15 protein-coding genes, 8 tRNA genes, 4 rRNA genes and 1 riboswitch are annotated in these 22,276 nt (G+C 38.4%); of the genes, 24 read left to right on the top strand and 3 right to left on the bottom strand.

All coding sequences use genetic code 11. From position 1 onward, the window contains the following. The first annotated feature begins 44 nt into the window (after positions 1-44). The 8 genes from B9Y54_RS02245 (at position 45) to B9Y54_RS02210 (ending at position 7,453) form a co-directional block, all read left to right on the top strand. On the top strand, positions 45-1,433 hold the full coding sequence (locus B9Y54_RS02245; protein WP_085558785.1) for a UDP-N-acetylmuramoyl-tripeptide--D-alanyl-D-alanine ligase: 1,389 nt from the start codon (positions 45-47) through the stop codon (positions 1,431-1,433). 81 nt (positions 1,434-1,514) lie between these two features. Beyond that, complete coding sequence (locus B9Y54_RS02240) at positions 1,515-2,225, top strand: Bax inhibitor-1/YccA family protein (RefSeq protein ID WP_085558784.1); 711 nt, start codon at positions 1,515-1,517, stop codon at positions 2,223-2,225. A 492-nt stretch (positions 2,226-2,717) separates the two neighbouring features. Then, the gene (cshA, locus tag B9Y54_RS02235; RefSeq protein WP_085558783.1) at positions 2,718-4,298 is read left to right on the top strand and encodes a degradosome RNA helicase CshA; all 1,581 of its coding nucleotides are present in this window, start codon (positions 2,718-2,720) and stop codon (positions 4,296-4,298) included. A 203-nt stretch (positions 4,299-4,501) separates the two neighbouring features. Continuing rightward, the gene (acpS, locus tag B9Y54_RS02230) at positions 4,502-4,855 is read left to right on the top strand and encodes a holo-ACP synthase (protein WP_085558782.1); all 354 of its coding nucleotides are present in this window, start codon (positions 4,502-4,504) and stop codon (positions 4,853-4,855) included. A gap of 25 nt (positions 4,856-4,880) precedes the next feature. Next, positions 4,881-5,999 (top strand): alanine racemase, encoded by a 1,119-nt coding sequence (alr, locus tag B9Y54_RS02225; protein ID WP_085558781.1) that lies wholly within the window; start codon positions 4,881-4,883, stop codon positions 5,997-5,999. A 166-nt stretch (positions 6,000-6,165) separates the two neighbouring features. Then, the gene (locus tag B9Y54_RS02220; RefSeq protein WP_085558780.1) at positions 6,166-6,417 is read left to right on the top strand and encodes a hypothetical protein; all 252 of its coding nucleotides are present in this window, start codon (positions 6,166-6,168) and stop codon (positions 6,415-6,417) included. Positions 6,418-6,442: 25 nt separating this feature from the next. Further along, the gene (locus B9Y54_RS02215; RefSeq protein WP_085558779.1) at positions 6,443-6,793 is read left to right on the top strand and encodes a type II toxin-antitoxin system PemK/MazF family toxin; all 351 of its coding nucleotides are present in this window, start codon (positions 6,443-6,445) and stop codon (positions 6,791-6,793) included. Positions 6,794-6,909: 116 nt separating this feature from the next. Next, positions 6,910-6,954, top strand: a riboswitch (PreQ1 riboswitch). Positions 6,955-6,961: 7 nt separating this feature from the next. Then, a complete protein-coding gene (locus B9Y54_RS02210) occupies positions 6,962-7,453 on the top strand; it encodes a QueT transporter family protein (protein WP_085558778.1) in 492 nt (163 codons plus the stop codon). Between the two features lie 120 nt (positions 7,454-7,573). Here B9Y54_RS02210 and cbpA read toward each other — a convergent pair whose 3' ends face one another. Further along, entirely contained in the window at positions 7,574-8,212 is a 639-nt protein-coding gene (cbpA, locus tag B9Y54_RS02205) for a cyclic di-AMP binding protein CbpA (RefSeq protein ID WP_085558777.1), read from the bottom strand. A 210-nt stretch (positions 8,213-8,422) separates the two neighbouring features. Here cbpA and B9Y54_RS02200 point away from each other — a divergent pair, with 210 nt between their 5' ends. The 13 genes from B9Y54_RS02200 (at position 8,423) to B9Y54_RS02140 (ending at position 17,453) form a co-directional block, all read left to right on the top strand. Continuing rightward, the gene (locus B9Y54_RS02200) at positions 8,423-9,154 is read left to right on the top strand and encodes an O-methyltransferase (protein WP_085558776.1); all 732 of its coding nucleotides are present in this window, start codon (positions 8,423-8,425) and stop codon (positions 9,152-9,154) included. A gap of 207 nt (positions 9,155-9,361) precedes the next feature. Continuing rightward, complete coding sequence (locus B9Y54_RS02195) at positions 9,362-10,468, top strand: IS4 family transposase (RefSeq protein WP_085558775.1); 1,107 nt, start codon at positions 9,362-9,364, stop codon at positions 10,466-10,468. A gap of 593 nt (positions 10,469-11,061) precedes the next feature. Beyond that, positions 11,062-12,619 (top strand): 16S ribosomal RNA (locus B9Y54_RS02190). Between the two features lie 88 nt (positions 12,620-12,707). Then, a tRNA-Ala gene (locus tag B9Y54_RS02185) sits at positions 12,708-12,780 on the top strand. A gap of 151 nt (positions 12,781-12,931) precedes the next feature. Then, positions 12,932-15,852 (top strand): 23S ribosomal RNA (locus B9Y54_RS02180). Positions 15,853-15,941: 89 nt separating this feature from the next. Continuing rightward, a 5S ribosomal RNA gene (rrf, locus tag B9Y54_RS02175) occupies positions 15,942-16,057 on the top strand. The 16S, 23S and 5S rRNA genes sit together here with 3 tRNA genes alongside, the layout of an rRNA operon. 11 nt (positions 16,058-16,068) lie before the next feature. Then, positions 16,069-16,141, top strand: a tRNA-Asn gene (locus tag B9Y54_RS02170). 26 nt (positions 16,142-16,167) lie between these two features. After that, positions 16,168-16,240 (top strand) — tRNA-Thr (locus B9Y54_RS02165). Between the two features lie 300 nt (positions 16,241-16,540). Beyond that, the gene (locus tag B9Y54_RS02160) at positions 16,541-16,816 is read left to right on the top strand and encodes a GNAT family N-acetyltransferase (RefSeq protein ID WP_085558774.1); all 276 of its coding nucleotides are present in this window, start codon (positions 16,541-16,543) and stop codon (positions 16,814-16,816) included. Between the two features lie 261 nt (positions 16,817-17,077). Further along, a tRNA-Glu gene (locus B9Y54_RS02155) sits at positions 17,078-17,149 on the top strand. Between the two features lie 31 nt (positions 17,150-17,180). Next, positions 17,181-17,253, top strand: a tRNA-Thr gene (locus B9Y54_RS02150). Between the two features lie 40 nt (positions 17,254-17,293). Continuing rightward, positions 17,294-17,377 (top strand) — tRNA-Tyr (locus B9Y54_RS02145). A 4-nt stretch (positions 17,378-17,381) separates the two neighbouring features. After that, positions 17,382-17,453, top strand: a tRNA-Gln gene (locus B9Y54_RS02140). Positions 17,454-17,637: 184 nt separating this feature from the next. On the opposite strand, the gene B9Y54_RS02135 is transcribed toward B9Y54_RS02140, so the two are convergent. Further along, complete coding sequence (locus B9Y54_RS02135; RefSeq protein ID WP_085558773.1) at positions 17,638-18,975, bottom strand: M20 family metallopeptidase; 1,338 nt, start codon at positions 18,973-18,975, stop codon at positions 17,638-17,640. Positions 18,976-19,026: 51 nt separating this feature from the next. Continuing rightward, complete coding sequence (locus tag B9Y54_RS02130; RefSeq protein ID WP_085558772.1) at positions 19,027-20,547, bottom strand: YfcC family protein; 1,521 nt, start codon at positions 20,545-20,547, stop codon at positions 19,027-19,029. A gap of 396 nt (positions 20,548-20,943) precedes the next feature. Here B9Y54_RS02130 and rrf (B9Y54_RS02125) point away from each other — a divergent pair. From rrf (B9Y54_RS02125) to B9Y54_RS02115, 3 genes are all read left to right on the top strand, one after another. Further along, a 5S ribosomal RNA gene (rrf, locus tag B9Y54_RS02125) occupies positions 20,944-21,059 on the top strand. Positions 21,060-21,078: 19 nt separating this feature from the next. Beyond that, a tRNA-Lys gene (locus tag B9Y54_RS02120) sits at positions 21,079-21,151 on the top strand. Positions 21,152-21,317: 166 nt separating this feature from the next. Further along, the gene (locus B9Y54_RS02115; RefSeq protein ID WP_090005176.1) at positions 21,318-22,136 is read left to right on the top strand and encodes a formate/nitrite transporter family protein; all 819 of its coding nucleotides are present in this window, start codon (positions 21,318-21,320) and stop codon (positions 22,134-22,136) included. Positions 22,137-22,276 lie beyond the last annotated feature (140 nt).

The following is a 22,276-nucleotide window of genomic DNA, read 5'->3' as shown; positions in this document are numbered from 1 at the left end:
TTTTATAAGAGAGACTAAAGATTTAACTAAACGGAGGATAACTTATGTTTTCATTAACAGTAAAAGAAATTGCACAGGCTGTGCATGCTCATAAGATAGAAGATACATGGGAAATGATTGAAATTAATAACGTGGGATTTGATTCTAGAAAATTAAGCGCACATTCATTGTTTGTTCCGTTGGTAAGTGAGAACGATGGGCATAGTTTTATCGCACAGGCGATTGATCAAGGAGCAGTAGCAACTTTTTGGAGCAATCCACTAGAAGATGCACCAACGGATATTCCAGTTATTCAAGTTGCGGATACATTGAGAGCGCTCCAGGACTTAGCAGAATATTACCTTAATAAAATCCACCCTAAAGTAATCGGCATCACAGGTAGCAATGGTAAGACGACAACAAAAGATATGACTGAAGCAGTAGTATCTAGCCAATACCGTGTTCATAAAACACAAGGCAACTTTAATAATCATATTGGCTTACCGATTACGATTCTAGAAATGCCGCAAGATACAGAAGTGATTATTTTAGAAATGGGCATGAATCATGCAGGTGAAATTAAAGTGCTTTCTAATTTAGCGAAACCGGATATTGCCATTATTACAATGATTGGAGAATCACACATTGAATATCTTGGCTCTCGTGAAGGGATTGCAGATGCAAAGATGGAAATTATTTCCGGTTTAAAAGAAACCGGGATCTTGATTATTCCTGGAAACGAACCGCTTTTGATAGACAGAGCAAATATTCTAAAACATGAGCAAGTCAAAACATTTGGGCCGTTACCAACAAATGATAGTTATTCATTAGAAATAGTATCTGGAATGAAAGAAACAATCTTTGAAACAAATTTAAGTCCAGGTAGTTTCATCAAGTTGCCTGTAACAGGAACGTATAATGTTGATAATGCACTAGCTGCTTTAAGTAGTGCGATGGTGCTAGGTATTCCGATTGATAAAGCTGTCCAAAAATTAGCAACGTTTCAGCTAACGGAAAATCGGACAGAATGGTTAGATGGTATTCATGGGAGTGCTTTATTAAATGATGCGTATAATGCTAATCCTACCGCAATGAAAGCAGTTTTAACTAACTTCAGTCAATTAAAAAATAGTGGTAGAAAAATAGTGGTTTTAGGCGATATGCTAGAATTAGGAGAACAAACAGACGAGCTACATTTAAGTATACAAGATGCTTTATCAATAGATGAAGTTGACCAAGTTATTTTGTATGGGACGCATATGAAAGTTTTGTATGAGGCTTTGAAAACAGTTTTTGGTAAAGAACGATTGCATCATTTTGATGGGGATAAAGATCCAATGATTGCTTTTCTAAAAAATCTTATTCAACCAAAAGATTATGTACTCTTAAAAGCTAGCTTTGGGACAGATTTATTATCTGTTATTAGAGCGCTCCAAGTTACGACAGCTAACTAAAAATCAGCCTTAAGGCTGATTTGGAGAAGCTAACTAATTGATATATTATTGTTATCAAAACGGATTAGAGGAGGGATAGACTTGAATACTCAAAGAAAAGATGTCACAAATGATTTTATTGAGCAACCGACTATGGCTAGATTTTTTGCCTCAGTATACGGTTATATGACCTTAGGTCTAGCTATTTCAGGAATAACAGCATTTTATGCTTCTCAAAGTCCATTTATTTTAAATTTGGTTTATGGTAGCCCCTTTGGGCTGATTGGTTTATTTATAGCAGAGATATTTTTAGTATCAAAGCTAGCTACCAATGGAATGAAGATGAGGTCAGCTAGTTCATCTTTGTTTGGCTTTATTGCATTTGCTTTATTAAACGGTATTACATTAGCAAGTATCTTTTTGATTTACGAATTAGGAAGTATTGGTTCAGCCTTCTTAATGGCTTCTGCAACTTTCGCTGGAATGAGTTTAGTAGGCTTTTTTACCAAACGTGATATGTCAACATTAGGCGGACAGCTAAGAGGAGCTTTAATTGGTTTGATTGTTGCTATGCTAGTAAACAGCTTTATTCTGCGTAGTGGTCCTGCTGATTTTGTCTTATCTATTATTACAGTTTTAATTTTTGTTGGATTTACTGCATATGATACGCATAAATTAAAACAACTTTATATTCAATTTAGTGGAGAAAATTCACTAGGAGCAGTAGCTATCAGTGGAGCTCTAAGTTTATATCTAGATTTTATTAACATTTTTCTTGCCTTGTTGCGTATTTTTGGAAATAGACGCGATTAGTAACGAACACAGGGATTGGGGATTTTCCTCAATTCTTTTTTTGAAATTATTTATTAGCAAAATTTCTGTTATATAAAGAATAGACGCAGCATAGAAATAGCTGATGAACAAACAAAAAGTCAGGAGGATAGATGATAAAATTAAAATAAGATAAATTTAAAAACTTGAAAAAGGAAACGTGTTCATAAAATTGAGGGAGTAAATTGTTTGATAATCGTATTTAGACGTGTTAAGATTAGTTAGATTAAATAAGAGATTTAATTAAAAAGATAAAACCAACGAGGGTTTTGTGAAAATAGATAAGCAGACGAGCTTGGAATTTATCCAGGCTTTTGATATGAAATGAAGGATTCAGCTAAAAACAGTATTTAAAAATAAGTTGAATTTTTATATGGAGTGACAGCAACAGGTGCGTCTGAATTGAAACAATGATGGTGCCTGTATTTCGCAAAAATCTCTCTTTACGGTTTTCAAAATTGGGAGGAAATATATTTGAAATTTTCAGAATTAGGTTTAGCACCAGAATTATTAAAATCAGTAGAACGTTTAGGCTTTGAGGAGGCAACTCCGGTTCAAGCACAAACGATTCCATTAGCACTTGAAGGAAAAGACGTCATCGGGCAAGCACAAACTGGTACAGGGAAAACAGCTGCATTTGGTTTACCAATGTTACAAAAAATTGATATCAACAATCGTGCAGTTCAAGGATTAGTTATTGCACCAACACGTGAATTGGCTATCCAGACACAAGAAGAGTTATTCCGCTTAAGTCGCGACAAAAAAGTTCGTGTCCAAGTTGTTTATGGTGGAGCAGATATTAGTCGTCAAATTCGTGCATTAAAAGATGCACCGCATATTATTGTTGGTACACCTGGACGTTTATTAGACCATATCAAACGTAAAACATTAAAATTAAATCATGTTGAAACATTGGTCTTGGATGAAGGGGACGAAATGTTGAATATGGGCTTTATTGATGATATCGAAACAATCATTAATGAAGTTCCGGCAGAACATCAAACATTGTTATTCTCAGCGACAATGCCAGCTCCTATCAAACGTATTGGTGTAAGATACATGAAGAATCCGGAACACGTTAGTATCAAAGCAACGACTTTATCTGATAGTTTAATTGAACAATTCTTCGTTCGCTGTAAAGATTTCGAGAAATTTGATATCATGACACGTTTATTCGATGTTCAAACACCTGAGTTAACGATCATCTTCGGACGTACAAAACGTCGCGTTGATGAAATTGCTAAAGGCTTAGAAATGCGTGGATATCGTGCAGAAGGAATCCATGGCGATCTTTCTCAACAAAAACGAATGAGTGTTTTAAAAGCTTTTAAAACAGGTAAAATTGATATCTTAGTAGCAACTGACGTAGCTGCACGTGGATTAGATATATCAGGAGTAACACACGTTTATAACTATGATATTCCTCAAGATCCAGAAAGTTATGTTCACCGTATCGGCCGTACTGGTCGTGCAGGTAAAGAAGGAGTTTCAGTTTCTTTCATAACACCAAATGAAATGGGCTATTTACGTGTGATTGAAGATTTAACTAAAAAAGAAATGACACCATTGCGTCCACCAACAAACGCTGAAGCTTTTGAAGGACAAATCAAAGCGTCTATGGAAGAAGCCAGTTCTATCATTGATGCTAACGGATTAGAAATTTATGAAAAAGCAGCAGCTCAATTACTAGAAACCTATACAGCTGAAGATATAGCAGCCTCTTTCTTGAAGAGTATTTCTAAGGACGCAGCAGCAGTACCGGTTAAAATTACACCTGAGCGTCCATTACCAAGTCGAGGCGGAAGCAAAGGCGGCGGTAAAGGCGGATCATCATCTCGTGGTGGTTATAAAGGGAAATCTAGTGGCGGCGGATACCGTGGCAATCGCAGTGGTGGAAAACCAGGCGAACGTCGTGGCGGGTCAGCTTCTGGTTCAGGAGCAGGTTACAGTTCAGAAAAAAAACGTGGCAGTAGCGATAGCCGTCGTAGCAAGCCAGCCTCTGACAGACGTCAAGGCGGCGGAGACCGTAATTTTACTATTCGTAACAAAGACTAAGCAAATACAACCCAATAAAACCATTCTCTTTATTGAGAATGGTTTTTTTTATTAGTAAACTTAACGTAGACGCAGGTGTTTAATAAGTGACAATTTCGTTTCATTCTGATAATATAAGCACAAGTATGAGTGTTATTCAAATTAAGTTCAGAGTAAAGCGAATAGGTGCTAAAAGATAAGTACATAAAAAAGTGAGGCGTAAAATGATTGTAGGCATAGGTTTAGACATAACTGAAATAGCTCGAATTGGACATGCTGTAAAAAAAAGAAGTACTTTTTCAAATAGAGTATTAACTCAAGCTGAGTGGGCTATATTTAATGAATTAAAGGGTTCTCGTCAAATCGAATTTTTAGCGGGACGTTATGCTGCGAAAGAGGCTTTTTCAAAAGCCTTTGGAACGGGTATCGGCAAGCTAGGGTTTCATGATATAGAAATATTGCCTAACGAAAAAGGCAAGCCCGTTGTAACAAAAAGTCCATTTGTTGGAAATATTTTTCTTTCTATTACACATACAGATACAGTTGCTGCTGCTCAAATAATTTTAGAAAAAGAATAAATATAAAGGAGAGGGTGAATTAATAGTGGCCATAGGAGTACACCGTAAAACAATTGCTTATATCGATAAGAAAGCAATCAGTACTAATGTTCAACAAGAAATAAAAAGACTAGATGAAAATGTAGTGCTTTATGCAGTCGTTAAAGCTAATGGATATGGACATGGAGCTGTAGAAGTTGCTGCGGCCGCTAAAGAAGGTGGGGCATCAGGATTTTGCGTGGCTATTCTAGACGAAGCATTAGAGCTAAGAAAAGCAGGATTTACTGAACCAATTCTAATTATGGGGTTAGTAGATGCAACTTATGCAGACTTGATAGCATTGAATAAGCTTAGCGTAGCGGTCAGTAGTTTGGATTGGCTCGAACGAGCTAATAAAATAGTGAAAAATAATGGTTGTGAAGAGAAATTATTAGTTCATATCGCTTTAGATACTGGAATGGGCCGTATTGGAATTAGAATACCAGAAGAATTACAAGAGGTAGAACAGTGGATAAATAAAAGTGAAACGACTTATTTCGAAGGGGTTTTTACCCATTTTGCAACAGCTGATAGTCCGGATCAAGAACAATTTATAGAACAAGCTGAAAAGTTTAATACCTTAATAGCTAGTCTACATCGAAAACCACCTTTCATACACGTTGCTAATAGTGCGACAGCTCTTTGGCATCAGTCGTGTTCCTCGAATATGATTCGTTTTGGTATTGCAATGTATGGATTAAATCCATCTGGTGGTATTTTAAAAGAGCCATATAAATTAGTACCAGCTATGAGAATCAGTAGTGAAGTTAATTATGTCAAACAAATGAAACTAGGAGACACAGTAGGGTACGGAGCAACCTACTCAGCAAAAGAGGGTGAGTGGGTTGGGACTGTTCCAATAGGGTATGCGGATGGATGGCGTCGAGATTTACAAGGACAAGATGTTCTTGTAGATGGAAAAAGATGTGAAATAATAGGCAGGATTTGTATGGATCAGTGTATGATTCGTTTACCTTATGAAGTTGAAGAAGGAACAGAGGTTATTCTTGTGGGAGAAAGTGAAAACGAAAAGATTACTTTGCAAGACATAGCCAATCATTTAGGCACTATTCACTATGAAATTGCCTGTGGTCTTGCAACACGTGTTCCTAGGATATATATTTAGGATTATCGCTAAAATAGTTTTAGCAATAGTGACAAAAGAACGACTATTTTTTTAACTACCGATTGTAGGTTCCAATGTTTATAGTTTCGTGGTACCATTATCCTAAGTACAATTGCAGTTTTCTTTGTGAGAGAAGGAAAAAGCTATTCATTGGAGGGTATGGTTCATGAGAAATAACGATGGCCGGGTATTTAAGATTTCTTTGAATCGTCATGTTTATAAAGAAAGTCAAAGCGATGATGTTCAAACAAGTACAACTAAATTCAACTCGATAAATGCAGTGGTTAATCAGATTTCAGAAAAAAACTTAACTATATATGATACCTTGCGTAAAGGATATGCGGAAATGTCTCGTATCAATCTTGATATTTGTAATGAATTTGAAGTTTGTGAAAAAGAGGTAAGCGCCCATTTATAGCCAGTTATCATAAGGAGGAATACCTATGGTAAGACGGGGTGAGATTTATTATGCTGATTTATCACCTGTAGTAGGATCGGAACAAGGTGGTATGCGTCCAGTGCTAATTATACAAAATAATGTTGGAAATCATTATAGTCCAACGGTTATTGTAGCAGCGATAACGGCGAAAATACAAAAAGCTAAAATGCCTACCCATGTAGAGATCTCGGCAGAAGAATTTGGTCTAGAAAAAGACTCTGTAGTCTTATTAGAGCAAATCCGAACCATTGACAAACAACGGCTGAAAGAAAAAGTAACGCAGTTAAATCAAGAAATAATGGAAAAAATAAATGAAGCTTTAGAAATTAGTGTCGGTTTATATAAGTCGGTTTGACGATTTAATTAAATAATACATAAACCTTCCTTAGATCGAGGAGGGTTTTTTAAGATAATCAAAAGAGTTGTTCAGATTGAGGTTTTTAAAAAAAATGATATGATGCCAAGGTTATTAAATATGTGGTTCGTAACCATCCCACAGAAAAAAACTAGGAGGAACATAAATTTGAAAATAAAAAGTCTTGTCACTAATGCTATTGTTGCAGCATTATACGTAGCGGTTACCGCAATTTTGGCGCCAATTTCTTTTGGAGCGATACAATTTAGAGTAGCTGAAATGTTTAACCATCTCATTATTTTCAACAGGAAATATATTTTTGGAATAGTGAGCGGTGTGTTTATTTCAAATCTCTTTTTTTCAACAATAGTAGGGTATGATTTGATATTTGGCGTAGGGCATTCCTTGTTGTCTCTACTCATTACCAGTAAGCTAATAAAAAAAGTTTCTAATGTCTGGGTAAAATTTTTTATTAACACACTAATTTTTACTGCTCTTTCTTCATTAATTGCTCTAGAGTTATATCTAGCTTTTTCTGTTCCTTTTTGGTTTGGTTATTTAACAGTTGGAATTGGAGAATTAGGTATTATGGCAATTGGTGCGCCGGTTATGCTTTATTTAGATAAAAAGGTTCATTTCAACGAGAGAATAGAAGGTTAAAAAATAAAAAGCCGAAAACAATACGTTATACTGAAGACTCGTTTCAATGAAACGAGCTATCAAGAGATAACAATCTGTTTTCGGTTTTTTATTATGGTTAATTATGACATATAGTGAAGATTAATTATTTTCTAAATCTTCAACTTCTACTACACGAAATCCTCTTTTTTCTAAGTGGTCGCTGATTTGTTTAACGGTTTCTGCAGTTATACCTGATTCAAGAGTCATCATTGTACGACGAACAAGTTCTTCACGTTCTGCATCTAGCGTGATACAACTTGAAATGGAACAATAACGATTAATAATTTTAGTCATATTTGTTAAATCACCTTTTTGACCAGAAGATGCAATAGTTAAAACATAACTACCTGAGTTAATATTCCATGATTGTTGCAACATATTTAAAAGAGAGCTATGAGTTAAAATGCCATAAAAATGATTTTCTTCATCTAAAACAGATATATAAGGGAGTTCCTTAATCGTAAAAAATACTTTAAAAAAAGAAGAATCTACGGAAATAAATTTCGTTGCATTTTTCAAAAGAGTTGTAACAGGTAAGCTCATATCACCGTTGTTTGCTTGATGATGGTAAATATGCATTTTATAGATGTTTCCTCTAAAGATTTTCCCGCTTTCATCTAAAATTGGAATACAACGATAACCAGATTTCTCTAATATATCTATTGCTTCTTGAAGAGTTGCGCTTTCTTTGACTGTGGTTAAACTTTTCTTAGGAATACAGAGTGATTTAATGAGCATCATTGTATCCTCCTTTAATTATTTTATTGTGTTCTATGTATTGATAATAGCATATAAAATAGCGTATTTACAATATTTTTGAGACCAAGCTATAAAAGAAATAATGAAACAAACTCTTGTTTGATAAGATTAGACAACTTATAATAGAAAATATGAGAACAAGTATCAAGTGAAAGCTAAGGATAAAACAAAGAGGAGAAGAAAAACGATATGGAGAATGCAGAGAATAAAGAAGTTAAAGTAGCGAGAAATGAAATGATGGATCGACCAGTCGTTCAAAAAGAGATTGTAGAATTTTTAAGAAAAAAACAAAAGCCTTTACCGGGTAAATTAGGAGAAATTCAAAGGGAAGCCAACGAAAGACGAGTTCCCATTATTCCGCATGAAACAGTTGTCTTTTTGAATTTGCTTTTAGGACAAATTAAACCGGAGAGAATATTAGAGATTGGTGCAGCTATTGGCTTTTCTTCCAGTTTAATGGCGCAACATGTAGGTGATAATGGTCACGTGACAACAATAGATCGTTTTGATGTAATGATTAAAAAGGCTAAAAAAAATTACGAAATTTTAGAATTAACAGATAAAATCACTCTTTTAGAGGGGCAAGCTGCCGATATACTCCCTACTTTGACAGGAAAGTTTGACTTTATATTTATGGATAGTGCGAAGTCAAAATATCGTGATTTTTTACCTGAATGTATTCGCTTGTTAAAAATCGGTGGGATGCTAGTCGTAGATGATGTATTACAAGGTGGGACAATTTTATTGCCAGATGAAGAAATTCCAAAAAGAACAAGGGTCATCCATCGTAAGTTAAATACTTTTCTAGAAACAGTCATGAACCATCCTTTGTTAGAATCTAGTATTATTCCTTTGGGTGATGGTCTGTTGATGATCGTAAAAAAAGAAGAGATAGAACCGTCATCTTTGAGTCCGCTATAGGAAGAAATAGGGGGAATCAGTTACCTTGAATAGTAATCTTAATTAAATAGATCCGTATTTCTGAAAAGATTTATTTAATTGAGGACACTAGTGTTGCATGAAACATTATGTGTTTCACAAATTTGTTTATATTATTCTAATATGCAAAAAAGTCCTTTATACTGAACTCAGATGACTCATCCAAGACCAATAAAAAGGACCCAACACATGGATAAGTATAAAACAAATTCTGCTTTTAATAAATGGTTTTCTTCCATTAAGCTAAATCTTTTACCAAGCCCTATTCAAAAAAAGATTGTTGACTTTGATAAATACCATAAGAAACTTAGTTTCTTCCAAGCTCTTCAACTTTTTCTTCATGGAATCAATGACGAAAAAGAAAGTCTTAGAGAGATGGATGCGGCTTTTGTTTCGAAAGAACTTCAAAAAGAAATGGGTATGACTAGTATCAGTTATTCTCAGCTCTCTAGAACTCTCTCAAAAATAGATTCAGAGATTCTTTTAGCCATTTTTAGTCAGCTAGTTAGTCAGGCTAAAAATAAAAGGCCCGTAACGAAACGAAATAGTCTCTACCTAATTGATTCTTCGACGTTTTCACTTAACCAAAACCTTTATCAATGGGCTGATTTTCGTAAAACAAAATCAGGAGTTAAGCTTCACTTAAAACTCTGCTTTATGGATAATGACCATCTTTACCCAGATGAATTTACACTGACTAACGCCGTCGAGCACGATACAAATCAGTTAGAAGTATTGGTTAATCAACCTGAAGCGACTTATGTGTTTGATCGCGGTTACCTTGATTTTGAACGATTAGATACGATGCACTCGCAGGGCTACTTCTTTGTGACAAGAATCAAAAAGAATACAAAAGTTCATGTTTTAGAACCATTAGTAGCTTCCAAGAGTGAGTCCGTTATCAGCGACCAAATGGTCGCATTAGGTGCTCAGAACCATCTAACGTCCAGATTTCGTTTAGTAACCGTTCAAGACAAAAAGGGGAAAACTCTCCAGTTTATTACCAATCGTTTTGACTGCTCCTCTACTGACATTGCAGAAATGTACAAAGCACGTTGGCAAATAGAGCTGTTCTTCAAGCATATTAAACAACATATGACGATTAAAAAGTTTTTTTCGAGAAGTGAAAAAGGGGTTGTCAATCAGCTGATTTTAGCCATGATTGCCAGTTTATTAACCTATTTGATTAAGTTAAAAACAAAAAGTAACCAGTCTGTTTTCCAAATCAAACGATTTTTTCGTTATCTGTTATTTCAACCGGCAGAAGAATGGTTTAATCTTTTGATACCGACTTAGACCCTTAAAGAAAGGGTGTCCGTTGGTAATGGAATCAGTTGAATAAGTAAAATTTTCTGGAAATAGTCATCTTTTGCGTAAGCACTCCCTTTTTTTGCCTTTTTTCAGAAAAACAAGAAATGAGGTCAAATTAAGCTATGTTTATGCAACACTAGTGAATTGAGGAATATTCTTGACGAATGCATAAAAAATTGATATATTAATAGCGGTTATTGGAACACAGCTAAATTTAAAAATAGTTGATTAATTTTTTGTTTAAAATAAACTTGACATAAATCGGTATTATATGTTAATGTTTAAAAGTTGTACGAAAGCAAAAAAACAGATTTTGAATAAATATGTAAAAAAACAACAAAAAATATTCAAAATAAATAGTTGACAAATTTTATTCTAAATGTTATTATTTGGAAGTTGTCAAAACAGGAATGATTGACCTTTGAAAACTGAACAAAGTAAAACAATAAACTGTGAACGGCGGTTCGGCCAAGGGTCGAACCAAAAGAAACAAAGTGAAAGAAATTTCGCTAGCAAGTCATTTTAATGAGCTTCAAGCATCGTTAAAAAGCGAAACAATCCTAACGGGTTGCTTCAACTTTTATGAGAGTTTGATCCTGGCTCAGGACGAACGCTGGCGGCATGCCTAATACATGCAAGTCGAACGCTTCTACTATTGAGTGCTTGCACTCGATAGTAGAGGAGTGGCGGACGGGTGAGTAACACGTGGGTAACCTGCCCATAAGTGGGGGATAACATTCGGAAACGGATGCTAATACCGCATAATTCTGATTGCCGCATGGCAGACAGATGAAAGGTGGCTTCGGCTACCGCTTATGGATGGACCCGCGGCGTATTAGCTAGTTGGTGAGGTAATGGCTCACCAAGGCAATGATACGTAGCCGACCTGAGAGGGTGATCGGCCACACTGGGACTGAGACACGGCCCAGACTCCTACGGGAGGCAGCAGTAGGGAATCTTCCGCAATGGACGAAAGTCTGACGGAGCAATGCCGCGTGAGTGAAGAAGGTTTTCGGATCGTAAAACTCTGTTGTTAGAGAAGAACAAGGATGAGAGTAACTGCTCATCCCCTGACGGTATCTAACCAGAAAGCCATGGCTAACTACGTGCCAGCAGCCGCGGTAATACGTAGATGGCAAGCGTTGTCCGGATTTATTGGGCGTAAAGCGAGCGCAGGCGGTTCTTTAAGTCTGATGTGAAAGACCCCAGCTCAACTGGGGAAGGTCATTGGAAACTGGAGAACTTGAGTGCAGAAGAGGAGAGTGGAATTCCATGTGTAGCGGTGAAATGCGTAGATATATGGAGGAACACCAGTGGCGAAGGCGACTCTCTGGTCTGTAACTGACGCTGAGGCTCGAAAGCGTGGGGAGCAAACAGGATTAGATACCCTGGTAGTCCACGCCGTAAACGATGAGTGCTAAGTGTTGGGGGGTTTCCGCCCCTCAGTGCTGCAGCTAACGCATTAAGCACTCCGCCTGGGGAGTACGGCCGCAAGGCTGAAACTCAAAGGAATTGACGGGGACCCGCACAAGCGGTGGAGCATGTGGTTTAATTCGAAGCAACGCGAAGAACCTTACCAGGTCTTGACATCCTTTGACCACTCTAGAGATAGAGCTTTCCCTTCGGGGACAAAGTGACAGGTGGTGCATGGTTGTCGTCAGCTCGTGTCGTGAGATGTTGGGTTAAGTCCCGCAACGAGCGCAACCCCTATTATTAGTTGCCAGCATTCAGTTGGGCACTCTAGTGAGACTGCCGGTGATAAACCGGAGGAAGGTGGGGATGACGTCAAATCATCATGCCCCTTATGACCTGGGCTACACACGTGCTACAATGGATGGTACAACGAGTCGCAAGATCGCGAGGTCAAGCTAATCTCTTAAAGCCATTCTCAGTTCGGATTGCAGGCTGCAACTCGCCTGCATGAAGCCGGAATCGCTAGTAATCGCGGATCAGAACGCCGCGGTGAATACGTTCCCGGGTCTTGTACACACCGCCCGTCACACCACGAGAGTTTGTAACACCCGAAGTCGGTGAGGTAACCCTTTTGGGAGCCAGCCGCCTAAGGTGGGATAGATAATTGGGGTGAAGTCGTAACAAGGTAGCCGTATCGGAAGGTGCGGCTGGATCACCTCCTTTCTAAGGATATAACGGAACCGTCACAGTTGTTTTACTTTGTTTAGTTTTGAGAGGTTAATAGCCTTTTTTTATTTGAACTCCTTTTTAGGGGGCCTTAGCTCAGCTGGGAGAGCGCCTGCCTTGCACGCAGGAGGTCAGCGGTTCGATCCCGCTAGGCTCCATTGCGATGAAATCGCAAAAGAATAGAATTGTTCTTTGAAAACTGGATAGTGTTTAACATGTAAGAAAAGCAAGAAACTAAGAAAACATCGCGTTTTATTTTTTAATGTATTTCTTCACCCTAGGGTGAATAGAATAGTTAACATGACCATAGGTTAAGTTAATAAGGGCGCACGGTGGATGCCTTGGCACTAGGAGCCGAAGAAGGACGGGACTAACGCCGATATGCTTTGGGGAGCTGTAAGTAAGCTTTGATCCAGAGATTTCCGAATGGGGAAACCCAACACTCTTTATCGGGTGTTACTATTGACTGAATACATAGGTCAATAGAGGTAGACGCAGAGAACTGAAACATCTAAGTACCTGCAGGAAGAGAAAGAAAAATCGATTCCCTGAGTAGCGGCGAGCGAAACGGGAATAGCCCAAACCAGAAAGCTTGCTTTCTGGGGTTGTAGGACTGAACACATAGAGTCATAAATGAACGAAGTAGGAGAAGCGACCTGGAAAGGTCCGCCGAAGAGGGTAAAAGCCCCGTAACTGAAACTTTGTTCACTCTGGTCAGTATCCTGAGTACGGCGGAACACGAGAAATTCCGTCGGAATCCGGGAGGACCATCTCCCAAGGCTAAATACTCCCTAGTGACCGATAGTGAACCAGTACCGTGAGGGAAAGGTGAAAAGAACCCCGGAAGGGGAGTGAAACAGCACCTGAAACCGTGTGCTTACAAGTAGTTAGAGCCCGTTAATGGGTGATAGCGTGCCTTTTGTAGAATGAACCGGCGAGTTACGATCCCATGCGAGGTTAAGTTGATGAGACGGAGCCGTAGCGAAAGCGAGTCTGAATAGGGCGAATGAGTATGTGGTCGTAGACCCGAAACCAAGTGATCTACCCATGTCCAGGTTGAAGGTGCGGTAATACGCACTGGAGGACCGAACCCACGTATGTTGAAAAATGCGGGGATGAGGTGTGGGTAGCGGAGAAATTCCAATCGAACTTGGAGATAGCTGGTTCTCTCCGAAATAGCTTTAGGGCTAGCCTCGGAATTAGAATCATGGAGGTAGAGCAACTGTTTGGACTAGGGGCCCTTCTCGGGTTACCGAATTCAGATAAACTCCGAATGCCATTGATTTATATCCGGGAGTCAGACTACGAGTGATAAGATCCGTAGTCGAGAGGGAAACAGCCCAGACCACCAGCTAAGGTCCCAAAGTTTATGTTAAGTGGAAAAGGATGTGGGGTTGCTTAGACAACTAGGATGTTGGCTCAGAAGCAGCCATCATTTAAAGAGTGCGTAATAGCTCACTAGTCGAGTGACCCTGCGCCGAAAATTTACCGGGGCTAAACATAACACCGAAGCTGTGGATAGAACTTAGGTTCTATGGTAGGAGAGCGTTCTAAGGGCGTCGAAGCTAGACCGTGAGGACTGGTGGAGCGCTTAGAAGTGAGAATGCCGGTATGAGTAGCGAAAGACGGGTGAGAATCCCGTCCACCGAATGACTAAGGTTTCCTGGGGAAGGCTCGTCCTCCCAGGGTTAGTCGGGACCTAAGTCGAGGCCGATAGGCGTAGACGATGGACAACAGGTTGAGATTCCTGTACCAGTTTGTTTTGTTTGAACAATGGAGGGACACAGTAGGCTAAGGAATACGCACTGTTGGATATGTGCGTCCAAGCAACAAGTCTTGAGGTGAGTCAAATGCTTGCCTCTATTAAGGACAAGTTGTGATGGGGAGAGAAATTAAGTATCGAAGTTCCCGATGTCACACTGTCAAGAAAAGCTTCTAGTTAGAAACAATCTGCCCGTACCGCAAACCGACACAGGTAGTCGAGGAGAGAATCCTAAGGTGTGCGAGCGAACTCTCGTTAAGGAACTCGGCAAAATGACCCCGTAACTTCGGGAGAAGGGGTGCTGACCAATTGGTCAGCCGCAGTGAATAGGCCCAAGCAACTGTTTATCAAAAACACAGGTCTCTGCTAAATCGAAAGATGACGTATAGGGGCTGACGCCTGCCCGGTGCTGGAAGGTTAAGAGGATGGGTTAGCTCTCGAGCGAAGCTCAGAATTGAAGCCCCAGTAAACGGCGGCCGTAACTATAACGGTCCTAAGGTAGCGAAATTCCTTGTCGGGTAAGTTCCGACCCGCACGAAAGGCGTAATGATTTGGGCACTGTCTCAACGAGAGACTCGGTGAAATTATAGTACCTGTGAAGATGCAGGTTACCCGCGACAGGACGGAAAGACCCCATGGAGCTTTACTGCAGTTTGATATTGAGTGTTTGTACAGCTTGTACAGGATAGGTAGGAGCCTATGAAGCCAGGACGCTAGTCTTGGTGGAGGCAATGGTGGGATACTACCCTTGCTGTATGACCACTCTAACCCTCAGCCATGATCTGGCTGGGAGACAGTGTCTGACGGGCAGTTTGACTGGGGCGGTCGCCTCCTAAAGTGTAACGGAGGCGCCCAAAGGTTCCCTCAGAATGGTTGGAAATCATTCGTAGAGTGTAAAGGCAGAAGGGAGCTTGACTGCGAGACCTACAAGTCGAGCAGGGACGAAAGTCGGGCTTAGTGATCCGGTGGTTCCGTATGGAAGGGCCATCGCTCAACGGATAAAAGCTACCCTGGGGATAACAGGCTTATCTCCCCCAAGAGTCCACATCGACGGGGAGGTTTGGCACCTCGATGTCGGCTCATCGCATCCTGGGGCTGTAGTCGGTCCCAAGGGTTGGGCTGTTCGCCCATTAAAGCGGTACGCGAGCTGGGTTCAGAACGTCGTGAGACAGTTCGGTCCCTATCCGTCGCGGGCGCAGGAAATTTGAGAGGAGCTGTCCTTAGTACGAGAGGACCGGGATGGACACACCGCTGGTGTACCAGTTGTTCTGCCAAGAGCATCGCTGGGTAGCTATGTGTGGACGGGATAAACGCTGAAAGCATCTAAGCGTGAAGCCCCCCTCAAGATGAGATTTCCCATCACGTAAGTGAGTAAGACCCCTGAGAGATGATCAGGTAGATAGGTTGGAAGTGGAAGTACAGCGATGTATGGAGCGGACCAATACTAATCGGTCGAGGACTTAACCATTTTTAAACGATGAAGAAACGGTTTTATTGTCTTATAGTTAAACACTATCCAGTTTTGAGAGAACAACGTTCTCTTATAACTAAAAGATGTGTGGTGGCGATGGCAAGAAGGTCACACCTGTTCCCATGCCGAACACAGCAGTTAAGCTTCTTAGCGCCGATGGTAGTGAAGGGTTTCCCTTTGTGAGAGTAGGACGCTGCCGCGCATCTTTATTTTTCCGCAATAGCTCAGCTGGTAGAGCGCATGACTGTTAATCATGATGTCGCAGGTTCGAATCCTGCTTGCGGAGTATTTTTTTGCTTATTTATAATTTTTGCCGCTTTAGCTCAGTCGGTAGAGCGCTTCCATGGTAAGGAAGAGGTCGCCGGTTCGAATCCGGCAAGTGGCTTAATTAAAAAAGTCTTAGAGCCAATTTGGTTTCTGAGTCTTTTATTTGTATCTTTTCTCTGTGAATCTGAATTTTAAAAAAACTAGCTTAAATAATCAAGGTAGATCCACCATTGCTAAATAGGATGTCCTAGTAAAATAATTAGTGACTAAATCTAATATTGAATTAATAATAAATAAATTTTAAGATAAAAAATAGTTAATCAGAAAAGTACGCTGGAGAATTTGGTGTTCCTTTCTCTTGAATTTTTTAATAGAAAAGAATAGACTAGTTCTTATATAGGAAGAGAGGTATGCAAAAATGAACTTTGAGAAAACTGAAAATCGATTTTATAAAAACGGTGATGACGGTAAAATGATTGCTGAAGTTACCTATGTTCCTTCAGGAGATGATAAGGTCATCTTAGATCATACTTTTGTTGATCCATCGTTAAGAGGACAGGGAATAGCCGAAGAATTAGTTAATCGTGTGGTTGAAGAAATGCGTAAAGAAAATAAAAAAATTATTCCTTTATGTCCATACGCAAAAACATTGTTTGAAAGAAAGTCTGAAATTTATTCAGATATACAAGTATAGTAAAAAAAAAGTTATAAAATGGAGTCAATCATTTATTCGTGTAAGATATTTTATAATTTTTTAAATCGTATCTAAATAGCTAGTAGGTAAAATACGCTTATTAGCTGTTTTTACGATTAAAAATTAGTCCTATTGGCTACAAAAAATAGCAGGATGATTTTAATAAAATGAAAATAGGATTAAATTATTCGTGAAATTCATTTTTACTCTTTACAGTTGCTTGATTTTTTTATATAATGAGTCTTGTGCTTAAAGTTTAAAGGCCCGTTGGTCAAGTGGTTAAGACACCGCCCTTTCACGGCGGTATCACGGGTTCGAATCCCGTACGGGTCATATTTATAAAGAGATTAGACTATAACGATGTGCCGGCTTAGCTCAGTTGGTAGAGCATCTGAATCGTAATCAGAGGGTCGAGGGTTCAATTCCTTTAGCCGGCATCAATTTCTTTTAAATAATATAAAGTAAGCTTTTTATTCAGGAGGGGTAGCGAAGTGGCTAAACGCGGCGGACTGTAAATCCGCTCCTTCGGGTTCGGCAGTTCGAATCTGCCCCCCTCCACCATTCTTGGGCTATAGCCAAGCGGTAAGGCAAGGGACTTTGACTCCCTTATGCGTTGGTTCGAATCCAGCTAGCCCAGTTACTTTTAAGTAAGAGTATACATAAATAAAGATTAGACATTATCAATCTACTAACGAATTATTTCGCTGTGCTTGACACCGAAGTTATTCGTTTTTTTAATTTTTATACTGATTATTAGTAAAGATAAAAAATGACGTAAGTGAGCAGATAGGCTCACTTACGTCATTTTTTATTTTTTCTATTTATTCACACGCTAAACGATAAATTGCTTCTGCGTAGATGTCCATAGCATTATGAATATCACGTAAAGTCATCTTTTCGTTAGGCATATGGAAAGTAACATCAGAATCAGGGAACACAGCTCCAAAAGCTACGCAGTTTTTCATTGTTCTTGCGAAAGTAGCTCCTCCAGAAGTTAATGCATCACTCTTATCTCCTGTTTTATCAAGGTATACATCTAATAAAGTTGTTACAAGTAAACTATTTTTTGGAACATAAAGTGAAGCAAGATAGTCATATTCTTCATAACTAAGTTGATATTCTGCTGCAGAAGTTGTTAATTGCTCAACAATGGCATCTTTATCAGCCGTTACTGGAATTCTTAAATCTAAGCCAATTGTAGACTCTTTTTCGTTAATAGCTATAGTAGCTAAGTTAACAGTAAGCGGTCCGGAAATATCGTCTTTTATTTCTCCAAAAATAGTTTGCCCTGTTGGATCATTTTTTAATTTTTCAGCAATAAACGCAATAGTCTCATTTTTTGTATGCGGAGAAAGAGCGGTTACTAATCGAGTAATAGCGTTTATTCCATCTGGTGCATCCTTAGAGTGAACAGCTTTTCCTTTAACGATAATCTGTTCCTTTGATAGTTGGTAATCAAAGCCTAGTGATTTTAACTCATTTTCTAATTTTTCATTTAGGTAACCTTGGTAGTTAGCTTCGTCAGGAACAACGTTTAAAGATTTACCACAATTCATACTTAAGTCTGCATCTCCAGGGCCATGTAACTTAACTTGTAATAATCCTTTTTCAGCATAAGTTAATGGGAATTCAGCATCTGGCGCAAATCCCATTGTTGAAGGCTCTTCTAATTCGTTGTATCGATCTAAGCATCTCCACAATGTTTCCTCATCGGTACCAAAAATGAAGCGAACACGTTTTTTAAAGGCAACACCTGAATCAACGACTGCTTTAAAGGCGTAGAGAGCGGCCATAGCAGGTCCCTTATCATCTTGAGACCCTCTTCCATAGATGGCCTCATTCTTTTCAATAGCTGTAAAAGGATCGCTCTCCCATGAGTCTAAATTACCAGGAGGGACGACATCTAAGTGACATAGAATAGCCAGAGATTCCTCGCCATCGCCATAATCTGCATATCCATAATATCCTTCTGGATCTAGATAGGATTTCATTCCTAAATCTTCGCAAATCGTAAGTGTTTTTTCTAAAACAGCTTGGATATCATCACCAAAAGGTGTATCTCCTTGATGGTCTTCTCTTAAATAAGAAGGGTAAGAGATTAATGTTTTGATCGTTTCAACACACGCTGTTTTATGTTCCTCTTGAATAAATGCTTTCATGAAATTCTCCTTTCGTATTTTTAAAAATGATGAATAAATAAAGTGAATTTCTTAACCAACAGCAGCAGCTATCCCGAGTATGATACAAGAAATAACGAAAATGATAGCCATTAGTTTAAACATAAATTTCCACCAAACAGTAATATCAATTCGAGCAATTGCTAAAGCACCCATAACAACCCCTGAAGTAGGAGTAATCAAGTTAACAAAGCCACTAGCAGCTTGGTAAGCAGTGATGACTAAATGTTGAGGTACGTCTGAGAAAGTCCCTAGTGGACCCATGATACCCATTGTCGCAGCTGCTAATCCAGAAGTAGAAGGGATCAGGAAGGACATTGGAATATAGAAGATATAGGTTAAGATAGTAAAAATAATTGGAGACAAACCACTTAGACCTTGTTCTCCCCAATGTAGAATCGTCGCAGTGATCATACCATTGTCCATAACTACTTGTATACCACGAGCGATGGCTACAACTAGTGCAACACTTAGTAAATCTTTTGCTCCATCTATAAAGGATTCAACAATATCTCCTTCAGGCATTCTATAAAATACTCCAATAAGAACGGCCATCAAGAAGAAGAGCATGGTAATCTCTTGGAAATACCAATCGCCTAAAGGAATCATTCTTTCACCGAGTAAAGTACCAATAAATGGTATACCGAGTAGGAAAGAGTTAAGGCTCTCGAAGAAAGTCCAATTTTGACCCAAACTATCACCTAATGAAGTCCAAGGAACTAATGATACAATCATAATAAGAAATGCAAGAGCAAATAAAATCATAACATTACGCTGACGTTTATTCATGGCTTCCTGATCTTCAGATATTTTAAAGAAAGCCATATTTTCTTCTCTTTGATCAGCAACTAGAGAAGCACTAGGATCTTTTTCAACTGACATAGCATAGCGGTAAACATAGAATGTTGCAACAACATACATGACAACGAAGAAAATTAAACGCCAGATGATTCCATCACCGGGACTGATCGATAAAGCCTGAGAAGCAACACCGGTAGCGAAAGGGTTCACTGTTGAAGCAAGAACACCGACTTGCGATCCAACTAAAACAATCGCAACAGCAACCATCGTATCGAATCCAACACCAATCATGACTGGGATAATCAAAGGATAAAACGCTATCGTTTCTTCAGCCATCCCGTAAGTAGAACCACCAATGGCGAAGAGAAGCATTAGGATAGGAATAATCTTTTTTTCTTTACCTTTGTAAGCTTTAACAATAGAAGCAATTCCGGCATCAAGAGCACCTGTTTTTGTGACGACACCTAAAAATCCTCCTAGAACTAAAATAAATAAGGAAATTTCAATAGCACCAGGCGTAGTATCTGTACCCAACATACCTTTTATAGGAGAGATGAAAACATCCCAAATTCCCTGTGGTTGTGAATCAACGGTTTGATAGGTTCCTGATAAAATATTACCAGCGTCATCCACATCGTACGCTCCGGCAGGAATAATCCAAGTTAAGACGGCTATAAAGACAATAATAAGAAATAAAACGGTAAATGATGATGGCATTGAAAATTTCTTTTTAACTTTCTTGTTGTTTTCCAAAATATTCTCCTCCTCTATAATAACAAAAAATAAATAACAAAAAATAAATTCTATATCTATATAAGTTGCTTTCTGTTCTCGGTAGCAATAACCTCCTTTTACATTTAGTTAACGCTTTTAACTCTAATTCAAAAAAATAAAACAAAAAACTAATAATAAAATAGAAAGTGCTTACAACTCGATTATAGAAAAAACTAAAAAATATTTCACAATAAATCATGCATACTAAATGAGAGATAGACCACATTTTTTAAAATAGTTTAAAATAAGCTTGAAATATTTTGTGAGATGCGGTAAAATTTAAAAAGAAGTTTTTATTAGTTCATTCTATTTAATCGATGAGCCAATTGTACCAATTAATAGGAAAAGAAACAAATTTAACAAGTTAAAACTATGTGTGGTGATGATGGCAAGAAGGTCACACCTGTTCCCATGCCGAACACAGCAGTTAAGCTTCCTAGCGCCGATGGTAGTGAAGGGTTTCCCTTTGTGAGAGTAGGACGTTGCCGCGCGTAATAGCTTGTTTTATTAGAGTCATTAGCTCAGTTGGTAGAGCATCTGACTTTTAATCAGAGGGTCGCAGGTTCGAATCCTGCATGACTCATAGTAACTATCGACGGATTGCGTTGATAGTTTTTTGTTTACCAAAAAACAACGTGAAAAGAATGTTTAACTAGGAATCGTTTACATTTAAAAATGAGTGGTTTAGTGAAAAAAGATAGTGTAATATATAGCATGAAGAAACAAAAGGAAAAGAAAAATTATTGGAGATGAAAAAATTGGAAGTTGAAGAATTTGAAACAAGTTCATTAATGGGAACTTTACGGGCAAGTATCCTCAAAAAGGAAAACTTATTCGATAAAAGTAAATCACGTTATTTTATGCGATCAATGCTTGCCTGTTTGTTTCTGACAATTGGAACGGCAGCAGCTGTTTACTTAGGAGAAGCTGTGAATGCAATTGTTCCAGGTGGTGGGAAAATAGCTTACGCGTTAATGTTTACTTGGTCGTTGGTGATGATTGTTTATCTAAATTCTGAATTAGGAACCTCTAACATGATGTACATGACTACTGCAGTTCACCGCAAGATACTGCCGCTAAAAAAAGCCGCAACGATTTTATTTGCCTGTATTTTCTTTAATTTGGTTGGTGGAATACTAGCAAGTTGGTTAATTTCACATACAGGCGCTTTTTTGCACGTCACACAAGATAGTTTTCTAGTAACAACTATTGCAAGTAAGTTACAAAAAGGTCCTTCTCAAGTATTCTTTGAGGGAATCTTTGCTAATCTTATTGTTAATATAGCAGTCTTTACCACGATAAACATGAAAGAAGATACAGCTAGAATATTAGCTATTGTTTTTATTATTTTTATATTTGCATTTCTAGGATTTGAACACGTGATAGCAAACTTTTCTTCTTTCTCATTAGCCTTCTTTACTACTGGTGGACATGTACCAGGAATGACAGTTATAGCCGTTCTTAACAATCTTTTGTTTGCAACATTAGGTAACTTTGTAGGTGGTGGTTTATTATTAGGGCTAAATTATTCTTGGCTGAATAATGGACAATCAAAATACTCTGATTAAATAAAAAAAGCTAGCTAATAAAGACAGCTAACGCATTTTTTAATGCGCTAGCTGTCTTTATTGCTTTAAAATGAAAAGGCAATGGATACAAACTTTGAAGCAAAATATCTTAGGTAATAGCTTAGACATAAAAGAAGTTT

Source organism: Carnobacterium iners (assembly GCF_900177385.1).
GTDB classification, from domain to species: domain Bacteria; phylum Bacillota; class Bacilli; order Lactobacillales; family Carnobacteriaceae; genus Carnobacterium_A; species Carnobacterium_A iners.
The sequence above is the reverse complement of the archived record's forward strand: the minus strand, read 5'-3'. Positions and strand labels throughout refer to the sequence as shown.